We start from the raw sequence: 14,123 nt of genomic DNA, 5'->3' as shown, positions 1-14,123 counted from the left end.
CTATACCTTGCGTAGACTCAACACCAGGCAACCGTCGGCAAGCTGCTGATCCTCTAAAACATAGCGGCCGCGCGGAAGCTCGATTCGGCGCTCGAAACGACCAAAGGGGATCTCTAAGCGATGAATAGCGGCATGCCGCAAGCTCTTCGGCAAGGAGCGGGCACCGACCACCACCAACGTTCCCGCATCAATAACGATTTCGATGTGCTCTGCAGCCACCCCAGGCAGGGCCATAACGATGACGACTTGGGCATCCGTCTCGTAAACATCGACAGGAGGCTCCCATGCCGCCGACGGCGCGGGGCCGAGCTGAAACAAGCTGCGCTGCATACGCTCTGCCCGCTCAAGGATCTCGCAGGCTTCCGTCCACATCCAAATTCGCGGATCACGTGAGGACATAACTTCCTTCGCACTCAGTCAGAAGAAAACACTGAATAACACTTCGCGCAACCGGCTGCCACCGGCATGTCGGCCTCGGTTGCCAAGGAGTTATGCAGTGTTTCCTTGCTGGGCAGCGAAAAAGCTAAAGCGGCATTACGCGTACCGCTCGGCTCGGCAGCCGTTGCGGGAACACGACGCCTGCCTAATAAAAGTATCGCCAAAACCCATGAGGGACAAGATATCGCCCGGCGCGCTGACAGTGATGAATGACGGATTGATCGGACAGCACTCGGCACCCATCACGGCAATGAGTCTAACAGGCTGTTGGAAAATCGTTCTCAACGGCCTGTGAGGCAGACAAGACAGGGAGTGACAGACATGGCAATCAGGCTTTTAGAGCGGCCGCAACGGCAAGCTTATTTTGAGCGGGTTTCCCGGCATCTCGGTGCCACCCGAGTCGGGGTCGAGATCGATGGGCTCGACATAGGTGCCCAACGGGAGTTCGACGACCTAAATTTAACGGGACTAACCTATGACCCGAGGTCCGATGAAGTAGAGATATTCACTGACGACATCGACCATCACATTGCCCACCCGCGCGAGGTTTACGTTGATGACGGTGCCGATGGCCTACACAGTGTGGAAATCGTCGACGGCGAAGGTCACAAACAAATCATCCGCCTGAAATCGCCGCTCGCGCTCCCGCGCGACGCCAGCCCAGGGCCGATTTAGCACGTCACGTTTCGACTCTCGGCCGGATCGAGAAGGCACACCGCCCGCCCCCGCGCCGTGAACGCGCGGGGCGCCTAGCAAGCGCGACATAAAGCCTTCCGATTAAAGGGTTAGGCAAAAACCAGGCTCATCGCGTTTTAGCCGGAAGGTGCTTATGAGGTTTTTACCTAGTCGCCGTTGCCGGCAGTGATGCATAGCGCCCTGTTTCGCCCCCGCCTTCCAAATAATCCGCGCGAAGCGCACTACCGCTAACCACCCACAACAGAAAAACCAAAAATGGGCAGAAAGCCGGTTTCAGCTCGCGACACCGCATAACGCTTCCTCATTAGTGCCGTCATTCTGGTAGGGTATATTCCTCACGGTTTTGGCGCCCAACAGGAAACTCTGGGGTAGCTGGCGCTTCCTCTTGGGCATGGGTATTCATGGGAGGTTTAACATGAGCCGACATTTCGAAAACGCGCCCGGACTCTGCGAAGAAGCGGACCCGTCCACCCAGGACTTCGTATTCAACCAAACCATGCTGCGCATCAAAGACCCCCAACGCTCGCTGGATTTCTATACGCGAGTATTAGGCATGCGTCTGATTCGGAAGCTGGACTTTCCAGAGATGGAGTTCAGCCTCTACTTTCTCGGGATGGTGGACGAGAAAGCGGCCGCCGACGTGCCAAGCAACGATCCGCAACGGACCACCTGGGTGTTCCGACAACAAGCCATGTTGGAACTAACCCATAATTGGGGAACGGAAAAAGACCCGGATTTTGCCTATCACAACGGCAACGATCAGCCCCAAGGATTTGGCCACATCGGTTTCTCGGTACCGGACGTGTACGCGGCCTGCGCACGCTTTGAGAGCCTAGGCGTCGAATTCGTCAAGCGCCCCGACGACGGCAAAATGAAAGGCTTAGCGTTCATCAAAGATCCGGACGGATACTGGATCGAAATTCTCCAAGCCAACATGATGGAAAGCCAGGGCCAAGGTTAAACCGATGCGGGCGCGCAGCCGACGCCGACGCGCGCCCTCTTCCTGCGGACCGTTAGGCATCGCTTGCGACGCCACCGCTCAATCCGTTGGACTATCGGTTCCGTTTATTAGATTAAGGAGTTTGCTATGGGCATGCTCGTCGACGGTGTTTGGCATGACAAATGGTACGACACCAAAAGCACTGGCGGCCGCTTCGTCAGACCCGATACGGCTTTCCATAACGAAATCAGCCCCGACCCCAACGCCGAATTTCCCGCCGAGCCGGACCGGTATCATCTCTATGTCTCGCTAGCGTGCCCTTGGGCCCACCGGACATTAATCATGCGCCGCCTAAAGGGACTGGAGGATATTATCGACGTTTCCGTCGTGCATCCCTATATGGGCCATCAGGGCTGGAGTTTCGACGATAACTATCCCGGTGCCACGGGCGACCTCATCAACCATTGCATGCACATGCACGAGTTGTACACGAAGGCCCGGCCCGACTATACCGGGCGGGTAACGGTACCGGTGCTATGGGACAAGCGGCAAAGCACTATCGTTAACAACGAATCGGCGGAAATCGTCCGCATACTCAATAGCGGGTTTGACCGATACGCAAAGAACAATGCCGATTTCTACCCGAGCGCCTTGCGAAACGATATCGACGAGATCAACGCATTCGTCTACGACCGTATTAATAACGGTGTCTACAAAGCCGGTTTCGCGACAGCCCAGGAGGCGTATGAAAATGCGGTTAACGCGCTCTTCGAAGGTCTGGACGAGATCGAATCTCGGCTGGCGCGACAGCGCTACCTTGTAGGCAATCGGCTGACGGAAGCCGACTGGCGGCTATTCACTACCTTGGTCCGCTTCGACGCCGTCTACGTTGGCCATTTTAAGTGCAATCTCAAGCGGATTTGCGACTATCCGAACATCTGGGGCTATACGAAAGAGCTGTATCAGATGCCGGGAATCGCGGAGACGGTCGCCTTAGATCATATCAAGCATCATTACTATGCCAGCCACCCGATGATCAACCCGACCGGGATTATACCCGCCGGCCCTAGGATAGACTTTACAGCACCTCATGGAAGGGGAGCGTAGCGAACGCACTTTGGCGAGCGAATTCAAATGCACCGACGGATTTGCTCGCCACGCTTTACTTTTTTCGCCACACCGTTATCGCCTAGCGTGCGGCGCCGGCCTACCTTGCCGAGTTGCCGCTTGCGGCGTCTGCGATAATCGCAATGCATCAAGCATTTGCTGAGGGTCGAAAGCACGATGCTGCCGTAACCGCTCGCTTCCGTCGACATCAAGCAATATCGCGGTAAACTCCTCTCGATGTGCACCGAAATCGCGGCGAAAAGCGGCGGCATCCGCCCGCTCGGCCCGCTCCCCCTCTAGCTGCACCGCCCCCGAGGAGAAAACCGTCACCAGCCGGATATCCCATTCATCCAATTCGTTACGAGCGCGCCGCAACCATTCTCGCGCCTCCACGTAGGCAGGGTGAGTATTCGCCGGTGCGAAAATTAACAACAGGCGGTTCAAGCCTTGATACTGTTCTACCTCAGCTGGCCGTTTGCTCATAAACCCTCTCCCTGACCGCATTTGCAATGCACGTATAACGAACACGCCCTGGTCGGCAACAGTTCCGCTTCCGCAAACGGTAGTCGGCGGCCGCCACCTATCCGCTTTCCACCGAAAACCCCGTTATAAACACATTAGTCTTAGCCGAATGGCAAAAAACAATCCCTTCTTATTCGGATAGGGCGAGGTAGCGATTGCCTCACACCTTGTACCGAACGGAACGACGCCCAATAAATGGAGAAGCCACAGCCGAGAGAAACGCCGACAACACGGCGCTCGACTGTGACTACAGCTAGGTTCATCTATGACAGCGGCAGGACGCGGTTGGGCACCTTAGCAAAGGCCACCTCAACTACCGATTGCCCCCTTCCCCTCCGCAGCCACCACCCTACCCCCACCCCCAATTGTTGCGGAGGGGCTTTTATCTATTCGTAATGGCGGGCCGGCAAACCGCTAGGCTTGCCCCATCGCCCCTCCATCCCAACATCGAATGTGCAATGCCTTAAACCTGCAAGTGCAGAGGTGCGTCATGACAACACACCTAGAGCCGGAAAAAGGTCGCTGGTATCACGACCTCAACGCTAAACGCGACTTTCAAGTGGTATGGCTCGACGACGAGGGAACCTTAGTCGAAGCCCAGTTTACCGACGGGCATAAGGAACAGTTTCCCTTAGCTGCGTGGCTCGATCTCAATCTAGAGCCAACGGAATCGCCGGAAGAGAGCGGCCTTAAAGGCGATACTTACCGAGTCGGCAGCGACTGGGGAGACAGGCTACCGCCGGACGCCCAAAACTACTAAGCCTGCGACGTAGGCTTGGAAAAGCTAGGGGTGGCAAAGCAAGAAGGCTCTTTCCAGCGAGGCTTTGGCAGGCGTTTTGTTCAAGTAAAGGCTTAGCGAGTTCTTAGCGATACACGGTTCGCCACCAGCGCTTGCTGCCCCGAAGCGCATTGCGCCACTTCATCGCGTAGCCAACTTAAAAACGCGGTAATCTTCGGTACCGTCTCTGCCCCTGGCGGGTAAACGACGTAATAATCGCCACCACTGTCCAGAACGGTATCGAACAGTCGCACTAAACGACCCGACTGCAAATCTTCGCCGGTAAGCGCGATATGCCCCAGGGCGACGCCGCGAGCCGCGATCGTCTCCTGCATAACCAGATGGTAGTCGCTGAAGTGAATGCCACGGTGGCCTTCCATACCCTCAACGCCCGCAGCTTCGAACCAATCCTGCCAACTGCTGTGAAAGCCCGCCAAAACGGCCGTTTCATTATGCAGCAACGTATGGTGCTTAAGATCTTCCGGTGACTTTAAGGGCTGCGGACCTTCCAACAGACGAGGCGAACAGACAGGCGTCATACCATCCTGTAGCAGCAACTCGGAGGTAAAACCCTTATACCGCCCCCGACCGTAGCGAATAGCCAAATCCAGGTTACCCGCGGAGAAGTCGGGCGGGCGCGCGGATGTTGCGATGCGTACGTCTAAGTCCTGATGCTGACTAGCAAAACTCCATACCCTAGGGGCCAACCACATGGATGCAAACCCGGGGGTCGCGCTCACGTTCAAGATACCGCTCTCATCGGCCCCCTTTACCTCCTCCGTCGCAGTCTCCAACCGATCCAGCACTTCTGTAAGCCTTGGCATATAAGCGCGCCCCGCAGCCGTGAGCACTAAGCCGCGCGGTAAACGCTGAAACAGCTTCAGCCCCAGCCATTCTTCAAGCCCCTTAACTTGTTGGCTGACCGCTGCCGGCGTCACATGCAGCTCTTCGCCGGCCCGGCTAAAGCTCTGATGTCGAGCAGCCGCTTCAAACGCGCGGATGCCATTTAAAGGAGGTAATGTACGCATACACCCAAGAGTAAAATTTTCTATCCCTTAGCGCAAGAATTTACCGTTTGTCGATATAAGACCAAAAGCGTAGAGTACGTCTGCAAGCAAGGGTAAAGCGCTCTCCAGCCTCACAAACAAGTCTGGAGAGACAAAGTTCAGCTTTACGCTGGGCCGTTCAATCCTCTGCGCATGTGGAATTTTCTTCAGGTACTTACCTGACTCTCCCCGGCAGTTTATATTGTTTCGGGCGACCTCTTACGAGGTCGCCCTTTTTGTTTGTACTCTCCGCTATAGAGGCTTTGCTAGCCGAGAGATCCGACCGCTGTCGATCAGCTCCCATAACGCCTCGCCCAAACGCTCGCTTACTTTGGCCACTGCACGCCAGTAACGGATACGCTCGTCGTCGGTAAAGCGGTAAAAATCCTTACGGTCGGGAATCTTGCCATAGGGTAACTGCTGCACGAACTCCGCGGAAGGCGCGATCAGAACCATCGAGCGCAGGTTGCTCCCCACCGCCCGCCGCCAGCGAAGCGACTTATCGAACCACCCCGGCACCAAGTAAGGGTAGAAATGCGGATACAGCACCAAACCACCTGCGGTGGGAAAATCGATATCGAAGTGATAGTCGATAATCCCGCCGTCGCGATAGGTGCCCAGCGCGCCCCCGGCAATATCTCGAACCCCGGCCAAGACTAACGGGATCGAACCGGAAGCCAACAGCGCAGGCCGCAGATTCTCTTCGGTTAATGCAACATGCTGGGTTGGCAGATCGCTTAAGGCGGAGAACGGCGAACCCTCGCCAGCCGAGTGAAATACGACCCGTTGCAAACCCCAGCACAAAGCTTTACGCGATATCACATTACCCAGCGCGCGCAACCCAAACCCCAGCATCTGCGACCACATAGGGTCGCGCGCCATTAACCCGGAACAGTGGGTAGTCACGATGTGCGTGCGAATCCAAGGGTGAGCGAGGATATCGGACACCCCGGATGGATCCAGCACATGGTCAAGAATCGAGGTCGCCTCGGCTGTTACTGCCGTCGGCGGGGGCTTTTTCGCATACCGTTGCTCGATATAAGCATGCTCTAGCCGCTCGATGGCGGCCAGAGGGTCCGTCTGTGCCGGACATGCGAAGCGCCAACTCCCAGCGGACGAACCAATCAGATGCAGCGGCTTTTGGCGACCGTGGAAGAACTGGCCCCAGAGCATCTGATCGATACCCCGGAGGATAAGCCATTTGGGGCCGCCGGAGGCTCCCGGCATCACCTCGACACGATCGCGCTGCAAACCTTCGTCACGCAGAATAGCTAAAGCGTCGACACCGGCTCGAACGGTTAGGATAGGCTCTGCCGACATAAAACTCTTTCACCGTATACTAATAAAGCGACGGCAAGCCTAGCAGAGTGCCCGGAACAGCGCGAGAAAGATGCAGCGGTGGGCGGGGCGCCGATAACCAAAAAGCCCGCCAGGCGTTCCTAACGGGCTTTGCAATCAGAAAAGAAAGCGTAATTTAACGGCGCGGGAATGCCGCCCGCAGCTCATCAACCGGTAATCGACGCCCTTCGCACTGTAGCGCAGCGGCCGTAAACTTGAGCCGGTCGAACGCTTCGTTGAACTTCGCAACCCGTTCGGCCGTTGGCTCACCGATGGTCGGCTCAAGCGTTGAATCCAAGGCCAACATCATGCCTTCCGTCAAACAGCACCAAGCAGTCCGCGAACCACTCGGCCCATGATCGGCAAACTCAAAGGGGAAATGCGCGCGGTAACCGATACTGCTACAGTCGATCAATCCGGCCTCGCATGGCGCGATGTCTAACCGGGTTTTGCAACGTTCCCAAGCGGCATCTCGCGACCAACAGTTCGGCTGACTGTCGTCGACTAATACCGTCCCCGGCGCGATGCGATCAATATCGATGATATTCCAGGAACTAATCGCGCTGATCAGGTAATCGCAGTTGTAGCAAGCGCTATCAGGCTTGATTTCACCGTCCTTAGTGCTTGTCTCGATGCTAATGTCGATATCGGCAATGTTGCGAAACTCCGCGGCTAATTTTTCCAAATGCGCCACGCGATTAGGACGGTCCACCAGGACTATCGATTTCGGCACCTCTTTCTGCTGCAAGACGAGCCGCACAAAACCGGAGCCGACGCTGCCCAGACCCAGCACCACCATGCGCCCCCGATTCGGCTCCAACTCAAGCTCCTGACAAGCACGAGCATACGTCCGGTAGACCGATACGGTCGTCGAGGAATGCCCAGTGGTAATCGTCAAGCCAAGCTCGTCGGCAACGCCTTGTAAGCGACGACCGTAGCCGGTGAGAGAAGCCGTCAGGCCGCCGAGACACACATAACGTGCGCCTGTTCGCCGCAAAGCCGGTAAGGCTTCCATAGCCAACATCTCCCGGCACCAGCGCCGAGTATCCGGGTTGATCATGTCCTCTGCTAAACAGGTGGCGAACAAAAGGCCTACGTTGAGTCGTGGCGTTTCGATCACCTCGCCCATCATTGGACGCAGATGGCGCAACAACGCACGCCGATAATCGGTCGTAAAATGACCGCTCCAGGGGAATAAACGAACGAGATCGGTATCGTCTCGTGGGTGGGTTAGCAACACCACGTCCAGCCCGTGGGTATCGCGATCGCGATTCCATTCCTCTAGACAGGTAATCCCTGTCCATGCCTGCTTCACCGCTGTATCCATTGTTATATCCTTGCTGTTCCGTCCAGCAAGGCGAGCCGGTACCGGCTCATTCTCCATGAACGGCACCATCCGTGGCCCGCCTTACTCCAATCATGTCCCGACCAGAGTCGGCCCCTCTTACTTCCTATAGAACGGCTGAAGAACCCTCCGGATTGTCCGGCCCCCCACTCTGCCCCAATACAGGAAGCATGACCCTAAGCCATACAAAAATACTAATCTGAAAAGCTTGCTGATTAAAAGCTTAATGAGCGAAAAAATTTGACTTATTGAAATTAATCTTTTAAGACAATGATTTAGAACTATCTAATGCATTATATTAGCAAATTAGCTATTACTTATTATATAGGTAGAAAAAAGGCACGGCCTCTCAAAACGAGAGGCTTCGGCGAGCATATACGCTTTAAGCCCTTGCACAGCGCCGGCAACACAACAGAGGGACGGCAACTAAGCCATGCCTCTGACGGTTCACCGACTAAGGTAGCGGATACCCTCGTCCATGCCTTCAAGCGTCAGCGGGTACATACGGTCCGCCATCAGCTCGCGGGTAATTTTGATCGAGGGCGTGTGCGACCAATACCGTTCAGGCTCGGGATTAAGCCAAATGGCCTTCGGATAGGTATCCAAAATCCTCTGCAACCAAGTGGCGCCCGCCTCTTCGTTATGATGCTCGACGCTTGCGCCCGGATACAGAATCTCATACGGGCTCATCGTCGCATCGCCGACGACGATAACTTTGTAGTCGCTACCGTAGGTATTTAAGACGTCAAGGGTGGGGGTGACCTCATCGTAACGCCGGCGAGCATCCTTCCAGACACCTTCATAAATGAAATTATGAAAGTAGAAATACTCCATATGCTTAAACTCGGCGCGGGCTGCCGAAAACAACTCTTCGCAGACCCGGATATGATCGTCCATAGAGCCGCCGACGTCGAAGAACAGCAGCACCTTCACCGCATTATGCCGCTCCGGCACCATCTTCAAATCGAGATGACCGGCATTCCGGGCCGTCGAGCGGATGGTGTCGTCCATATCCAACACCTCTTGCGCGCCCTCTCGCGCAAAACGCCGCAAACGCCGTAACGCCACTTTGATATTCCGGGTTCCTAGCTCTCGGGTGCTGTCTAGGTTACGAAACTCACGCTTATCCCATACCTTAACCGCGCGTCGGTGGCGCGATCCTTCCTGCCCGATACGAATGCCTTCCGGATTGTAACCGTACGCACCAAACGGCGAGGTACCCGCAGTGCCGATCCATTTATTGCCGCCCTGATGGCGTTCCTTTTGCTCTTCAAGTCGCTTACGGAGCGTCTCCATAAGCTTGTCCCAGCCGCCCAGGGATTCGATTTTCGCTTTTTCTTCCTCGGACAGTAAGCGCTCTGCTTGCCGCCGCAACCATTCTTCGGGGATGGTCGCAGAAATGCCTTCCTTCGGATTGCCGCCGAAGACGGTCTCGATACCACTGAAATAGTCGCCGAATATCTGATCGAAACGGTCGAACAACGTCTCGTCCTTGACCAGAATACCGCGAGCAAGGTAGTAGAAGTCATCCACGCTACAAACAGCCAAGCGCTTCTGCAGCGCCTCCATCAGCGTGAGGAACTCCGTTAAGCTAACCTTTAATCCGCCCTTACGCAGCGCGAAGAAAAACTCTATCAGCATGCGCTATCCAACTCTTAGGATCCGCTTTTGCGGCGGGCCATGAACATCACACGCTCAAACAAGGTGACATCCTGCTCGTTCTTCAACAACGCACCGTAAAGCGGCGGCAACATTTTCCGTTGCGTGCTCTCACGCAGCGTTTCGGCCGTAACGTCTTCCGCCATCAACAGTTTTAACCAGTCGAGCAGTTCGGAAGTCGACGGTTTCTTCTTCAACCCTGGCACCTCGCGCAGATCGAAGAACAACTCCAAGGCTTCTGCCAGCAACTCTTTCTTCAAGCCCGGATAATGGACGTCGACGATCTGCGCCATGGTGTCCTTTTCCGGGAAACGGATGTAATGGAAGAAACAGCGACGCAAGAAAGCATCAGGCAACTCCTTCTCATTGTTGCTAGTGATGATAATCACCGGCTTGTGCTTCGCCTGCACGACTTGCTGCGTCTCATAGACATAGAATTCCATGCGATCGATTTCGCGCAACAAATCGTTAGGGAACTCGATATCGGCCTTGTCGATCTCGTCGATCAGCAGCACCGGCCGCTCTTCCGCTTCGAAACAACGCCACAGCGGACCGCGGACAATATAGTTAGCGATATCGTAAACCCGCTCGTCGCCTAACTGCGAATCGCGCAAACGCGAGACGGCATCGTACTCGTACAAGCCCTGTTGCGCTTTCGTGGTCGACTTCACATGCCACTCAAAAAGGGCATTCCCAGCCCTTTCGCCACTTCCTCGGCCAGCATGGTCTTACCCGTACCGGGTTCGCCTTTAATCAACAAAGGCCGATTCAACGTCGCAGCCGCATTTACCGCTGTGGTCAAGTCGTCAGTGGCGACATAGGTGGAACTACCCTGGAATCGCATGGTTTCTTCCTGCTCGTCACTCGTTTGGAGAGATATAAAAGAAAACGGGATGTGACGGCGGCGGCGCTCTTTATGCAGCGCCGTAAGCCATTATTGGCCCGAGGTTTTTAATACCGGGCATACGGCTTTGCCGTTCATCGACTGCCAGCACGATACCATACTTAGTAGACGGACCAGTAGTCAATGACACATCTGTCATAATTCCAGATACGCCCGCTCCGCTCGCGTCAAGCAGTCGCGTGAACCCTAGGGCCGACAGCGATACCCTCGGTCGCGGCTGATCGCTGCTCCTGCGTATCGCCGCCGCCCCTCTGCCGCCGAGGATCGGCAAACAGCTCGCAAGCAAGCTGAGCGCGTCGTTCGGCACACTCGGGGATGACGGCCAAGGACTCGACCCGCTCTAGTCGGGGCCTTAATCCGAAACCATTTGCAAGCTGAATGCTCAGGCCGGGGCGCGCATTCAACTCCAGAATAAGCGGGCCGTGATGACGATCCAGCACGATATCCACGCCCAAATACCCAAGCCCCGCCAGGTCATAACAGCGAGCCGCCAAGGTCAGCAACTCATCCCAATGGGGAATTTCCAGGCCGGCCACCGGGTGACCGGTATCAGGATGCTCGGCAACGACTTCCTCCATCCAGACACCGCGAATCGTCTGGCCGCTGGCAATATCGACGCCAACCCCTACCGCACCTTGGTGGAGGTTAGCCTTGCCGTCGGATTGCAAGGTCGGCAAACGCACCATTGCCATCACCGGAACACCTTGAAAAACAACCGTACGGATGTCAGGCACCCCCCGATAGGTCAAAGGCTCGAACAAGGGATCAAACACGACCCGTTGCTCGATAATCGCTTGATCCGGTTGGCCGCCCAGACTGTGCATGCCGCTGAGAATATTGGAAATATGGTGAGCCAGGTCGTCCAACTGGACCAAGGCGCCGTTAGCACGCCGGTAGCGGCCGTTGGTTCGCCCCGTAATGACCACAATGCCGTTACCGCCGCTACCATGCGCCGGCTTTATGACAAACTCCTGATGCGGCTCTAACAACTTGGCCAAGCGACCAATCTGATGTTCGATCTCAATCACGCCGTACAGCTCCGGAACGGCTATACCGGCATCCGTAGCGAGTTTTTTGGTCCGCAGTTTATCGTCAACTAACGGATAGCAACGGCGCGAGTTGTACCTAGCTATGTAATCGCCGTTGCGGGCGTTCATACCGACCACGCCCATTTCACGCAAACGTCGCAATACCTTAAGCATCAGTCCGCACTCCTTAGCATGGCACGGAAACGCCAAAGCTCGGTTAAGCGGTAACCCGAGTAACGTCCCAGCAGCAAGGTCATCGCCAACAACACCAAGATCAACTCAGGGAAGACGAACACCAAGTAAGCGACCTGCTCGTTGGTCATGACCAAATAGCCGGCGATAGCGACCAGCAAGCTGCCGACCCCCTGCTGCAACGCCTCTTTGGCTCCCTGCTCCTCCCAGACCAGCGACATTCTCTCGATGGTCATCGCAAGAATCACCATCGGGAACAAGGCAATTGACACACCGTGCACCAAACCTAGCTTATGGCTAACCAGGCTAGTACCCGCCATTAGCAGGATGACGACGATCAACACCGCCGACAGCCTGGGCACAAGAAGCAGCTTTAGCGTCTCTAAGTAAAACCGAATCGCCAACCCCAAACCGACCAGCAGAATGAAGTAGAACACGCCCCATAGCAGTGCCGTCTCCCGAAACGCCAACGCGATCAGGATCGGCATAAAGGTACCGAAGGTCTTAATGCCGACGATGTTCCGCAGCAAGACGACGAGAAACGCCCCAATCGGTACCAATAACAGGACGCGGTACATGTTCTGGGTACTGACAGGCAGGCTAAAGAGCGAAAACTCCAGCACCCGAGAGTCCAATAAGCGGGCTCGCTCCTCCGCAACGCCCAGGACTTCTCGAATGCTTTTCATCGTCGAAAAGCTAATTTCCGCCTGGCTACCGCCAACGACTTCAGCCAGCGGATCGTCGCCGACCCGCCAAACCAACGCGTTCGGCGGATAACCTGGGCGACCGGTCTGAGGATCGAAAGGCAGCCACTCCCGCTCGTTATGCACTTCCAGCCACGGCTCCAACGTACCTTGTCGCATCCCGTCTTGTAGGCGCAGAATATAAACGGTACGACTGGGAATACGGGCACCGGCGAGGATGCGCTGTATCCGGCGTACCCGGTGCACATCGTCGCGAATACCCTCGCGCAGGACTCTAATATCCTTATCCGGATTAGCTGCGTTAAACCGTACGAGGAATTGGCGCGTAAAGGTAGAGATGTCCGCAGACTGGGCACGGACGCCATCGAGTACCGACATAACGGCGGACCGATACGGTTCGGAATAATTCGGCACCTGCGGATAGGCCGGTATTGGCTCACTCCTCGGCAGCGACATACTGGTCGCCTCCGCCAACTGAATCCGGTAATACAACACCTGGCGCCCATTGGCACGGCGCACCGACCAACGCGCCTCGCGATTATCGCCGGCGAAGTCCGTCGCCAAGCCGTAGCTTCCTGAAACAAAATTCTCGCCTAGAACGGTGAACCCCGGCGGTTGATTAGGCAGATAGAATTGAACTTGCGCCGGACCGCCGTCGGCATGAAAGCCAATCCGCGCTTCAACCGTCCAAACCTCTGCCTCGGTAATCGGCTGTAACGGCAAACCAAGTGCCGTCACCTTGTAATAACACAAGCCAAGCCCGGCAGCAGCCAGAACAAATGCCAATAAGCGCAGGTGCAAATCTTTCACGCGCTACGATCTCAAATAGAAAAAAGGGAACCGAGGATCGGCGGGTTATGCATCCTCGGGCTCAGATTCCGTTCTGGAGTCGCCTTCGGGTTCTTCTTCGTATTCCTCCTGATCCTGGCAGGAACCTGTCGTGAGATGCCTATCACGCGAGTCGATAAGCGCCACATCGCCTAGAAAGCGACGACCGAGCAAAACCGGATAGATGAAGTTACTGCGATCGGTGAGCGAAAACTGCGCCTCGTGAGACTGGCCGGCAAGACAGAATGCCAAGCGCACCACCGGCCGGCGCTGGCTGTCGGCTCCGTGCCGTTTAATCAACACATCCCGATACAGAGGCTTCTCAAGCAATTTCGAGCGGGAGCCGTCGCCGTTATGAACGGTAAACCGCACCCACTCCTCACCATCCTTCTTAAATCGTTCGATATTCGTCGCATGCAACGACGAGGTCAGCGCACCGCTATCAAGTTTAGCCTCCATGTTGAAGCCTGGCGGCTCGATCACGACATCCTCGACCCAGCCCATCACCTTTCGCTCACTCTCCGCCAGAGCGGACGAAAACGGCAACAGTAAAAGTACGAGAAGCATATTACGGCGCACTAAAGACATAGGTGTTTAA

At 55.8% G+C, this 14,123-nt stretch carries 15 protein-coding genes; 4 read left to right on the top strand and 11 right to left on the bottom strand.

Translation table 11 applies throughout. The annotated features are described in order from the left end of the window. Positions 1 to 399, bottom strand: a complete 399-nt coding sequence (locus tag CAI21_RS05585; RefSeq protein ID WP_116301378.1) for an Hsp20/alpha crystallin family protein — start codon at positions 397 to 399, stop codon at positions 1 to 3. Positions 400 to 759: 360 nt separating this feature from the next. Between CAI21_RS05585 and CAI21_RS05575 the strand changes: the two genes are divergently transcribed. The 3 genes from CAI21_RS05575 (at position 760) to CAI21_RS05565 (ending at position 3,181) form a co-directional block, all read left to right on the top strand. Next, positions 760 to 1,113, top strand: coding sequence for a DUF5335 family protein (locus CAI21_RS05575; protein ID WP_116301376.1), 354 nt, complete (start codon positions 760 to 762; stop codon positions 1,111 to 1,113). 436 nt (positions 1,114 to 1,549) lie between these two features. Next, the gene (gene gloA / locus CAI21_RS05570) at positions 1,550 to 2,095 is read left to right on the top strand and encodes a lactoylglutathione lyase (RefSeq protein ID WP_116301375.1); all 546 of its coding nucleotides are present in this window, start codon (positions 1,550 to 1,552) and stop codon (positions 2,093 to 2,095) included. Between the two features lie 126 nt (positions 2,096 to 2,221). Then, positions 2,222 to 3,181, top strand: a complete 960-nt coding sequence (locus tag CAI21_RS05565) for a glutathione S-transferase family protein (RefSeq protein WP_116301374.1) — start codon at positions 2,222 to 2,224, stop codon at positions 3,179 to 3,181. 75 nt (positions 3,182 to 3,256) lie between these two features. Here the strand turns inward: CAI21_RS05565 and CAI21_RS05560 are convergent, their stop codons facing one another. Next, positions 3,257 to 3,664, bottom strand: coding sequence for a DUF4174 domain-containing protein (locus CAI21_RS05560; RefSeq protein ID WP_181919280.1), 408 nt, complete (start codon positions 3,662 to 3,664; stop codon positions 3,257 to 3,259). A gap of 529 nt (positions 3,665 to 4,193) precedes the next feature. On the opposite strand from CAI21_RS05560, the gene CAI21_RS05555 reads away from it, so the two are divergent. Then, a complete protein-coding gene (locus tag CAI21_RS05555) occupies positions 4,194 to 4,463 on the top strand; it encodes a DUF6763 family protein (protein WP_116301372.1) in 270 nt (89 codons plus the stop codon). 92 nt (positions 4,464 to 4,555) lie between these two features. Here CAI21_RS05555 and gcvA read toward each other — a convergent pair whose 3' ends face one another. The 9 genes from gcvA to CAI21_RS05515 form a co-directional block, all read right to left on the bottom strand. Further along, entirely contained in the window at positions 4,556 to 5,509 is a 954-nt protein-coding gene (gene gcvA, locus CAI21_RS05550; RefSeq protein WP_116301371.1) for a transcriptional regulator GcvA, read from the bottom strand. 270 nt (positions 5,510 to 5,779) lie between these two features. Beyond that, a complete protein-coding gene (locus tag CAI21_RS05545; RefSeq protein WP_116301370.1) occupies positions 5,780 to 6,847 on the bottom strand; it encodes a patatin-like phospholipase family protein in 1,068 nt (355 codons plus the stop codon). 154 nt (positions 6,848 to 7,001) lie between these two features. Next, complete coding sequence (locus tag CAI21_RS05540; RefSeq protein ID WP_147305035.1) at positions 7,002 to 8,192, bottom strand: hypothetical protein; 1,191 nt, start codon at positions 8,190 to 8,192, stop codon at positions 7,002 to 7,004. 465 nt (positions 8,193 to 8,657) lie between these two features. Beyond that, the gene (locus CAI21_RS05535) at positions 8,658 to 9,851 is read right to left on the bottom strand and encodes a vWA domain-containing protein (RefSeq protein WP_116301368.1); all 1,194 of its coding nucleotides are present in this window, start codon (positions 9,849 to 9,851) and stop codon (positions 8,658 to 8,660) included. A gap of 14 nt (positions 9,852 to 9,865) precedes the next feature. Then, entirely contained in the window at positions 9,866 to 10,540 is a 675-nt protein-coding gene (locus CAI21_RS05530) for an AAA family ATPase (protein WP_472974024.1), read from the bottom strand. Then, positions 10,537 to 10,713 (bottom strand): AAA family ATPase, encoded by a 177-nt coding sequence (locus CAI21_RS26230; RefSeq protein ID WP_472974023.1) that lies wholly within the window; start codon positions 10,711 to 10,713, stop codon positions 10,537 to 10,539. The genes CAI21_RS05530 and CAI21_RS26230 overlap by 4 nt, the downstream gene beginning before the upstream one ends. Before the next feature lie 227 nt (positions 10,714 to 10,940). After that, entirely contained in the window at positions 10,941 to 11,975 is a 1,035-nt protein-coding gene (locus CAI21_RS05525; RefSeq protein WP_116301367.1) for an alpha-L-glutamate ligase-like protein, read from the bottom strand. Further along, complete coding sequence (locus CAI21_RS05520) at positions 11,975 to 13,507, bottom strand: inactive transglutaminase family protein (protein ID WP_116301366.1); 1,533 nt, start codon at positions 13,505 to 13,507, stop codon at positions 11,975 to 11,977. The genes CAI21_RS05525 and CAI21_RS05520 overlap by 1 nt, the downstream gene beginning before the upstream one ends. Positions 13,508 to 13,552: 45 nt before the next feature. Beyond that, entirely contained in the window at positions 13,553 to 14,113 is a 561-nt protein-coding gene (locus CAI21_RS05515; RefSeq protein ID WP_116301365.1) for an ATP-dependent zinc protease family protein, read from the bottom strand. Positions 14,114 to 14,123 lie beyond the last annotated feature (10 nt).

It is taken from the genome of Alkalilimnicola ehrlichii (assembly GCF_003399765.1).
GTDB lineage: Bacteria > Pseudomonadota > Gammaproteobacteria > Nitrococcales > AK92 > AK92.
Note: the sequence above shows the minus strand (reverse complement) of the source record. Positions and strands in the feature narration are given on the sequence as shown.

Coding starts and splice junctions, on each gene's coding strand:
- CAI21_RS05585 (WP_116301378.1), bottom strand. CDS start 399: ATGTCCTCACGTGATCCGCGAATTTGGATGTGGACGGAAGCCTGCGAG.
- CAI21_RS05575 (WP_116301376.1), top strand. CDS start 760: ATGGCAATCAGGCTTTTAGAGCGGCCGCAACGGCAAGCTTATTTTGAG.
- gloA (WP_116301375.1), top strand. CDS start 1,550: ATGAGCCGACATTTCGAAAACGCGCCCGGACTCTGCGAAGAAGCGGAC.
- CAI21_RS05565 (WP_116301374.1), top strand. CDS start 2,222: ATGGGCATGCTCGTCGACGGTGTTTGGCATGACAAATGGTACGACACC.
- CAI21_RS05560 (WP_181919280.1), bottom strand. CDS start 3,664: ATGAGCAAACGGCCAGCTGAGGTAGAACAGTATCAAGGCTTGAACCGC.
- CAI21_RS05555 (WP_116301372.1), top strand. CDS start 4,194: ATGACAACACACCTAGAGCCGGAAAAAGGTCGCTGGTATCACGACCTC.
- gcvA (WP_116301371.1), bottom strand. CDS start 5,509: ATGCGTACATTACCTCCTTTAAATGGCATCCGCGCGTTTGAAGCGGCT.
- CAI21_RS05545 (WP_116301370.1), bottom strand. CDS start 6,847: ATGTCGGCAGAGCCTATCCTAACCGTTCGAGCCGGTGTCGACGCTTTA.
- CAI21_RS05540 (WP_147305035.1), bottom strand. CDS start 8,192: ATGGATACAGCGGTGAAGCAGGCATGGACAGGGATTACCTGTCTAGAG.
- CAI21_RS05535 (WP_116301368.1), bottom strand. CDS start 9,851: ATGCTGATAGAGTTTTTCTTCGCGCTGCGTAAGGGCGGATTAAAGGTT.
- CAI21_RS26230 (WP_472974023.1), bottom strand. CDS start 10,713: ATGCGATTCCAGGGTAGTTCCACCTATGTCGCCACTGACGACTTGACC.
- CAI21_RS05525 (WP_116301367.1), bottom strand. CDS start 11,975: ATGCTTAAGGTATTGCGACGTTTGCGTGAAATGGGCGTGGTCGGTATG.
- CAI21_RS05515 (WP_116301365.1), bottom strand. CDS start 14,113: ATGTCTTTAGTGCGCCGTAATATGCTTCTCGTACTTTTACTGTTGCCG.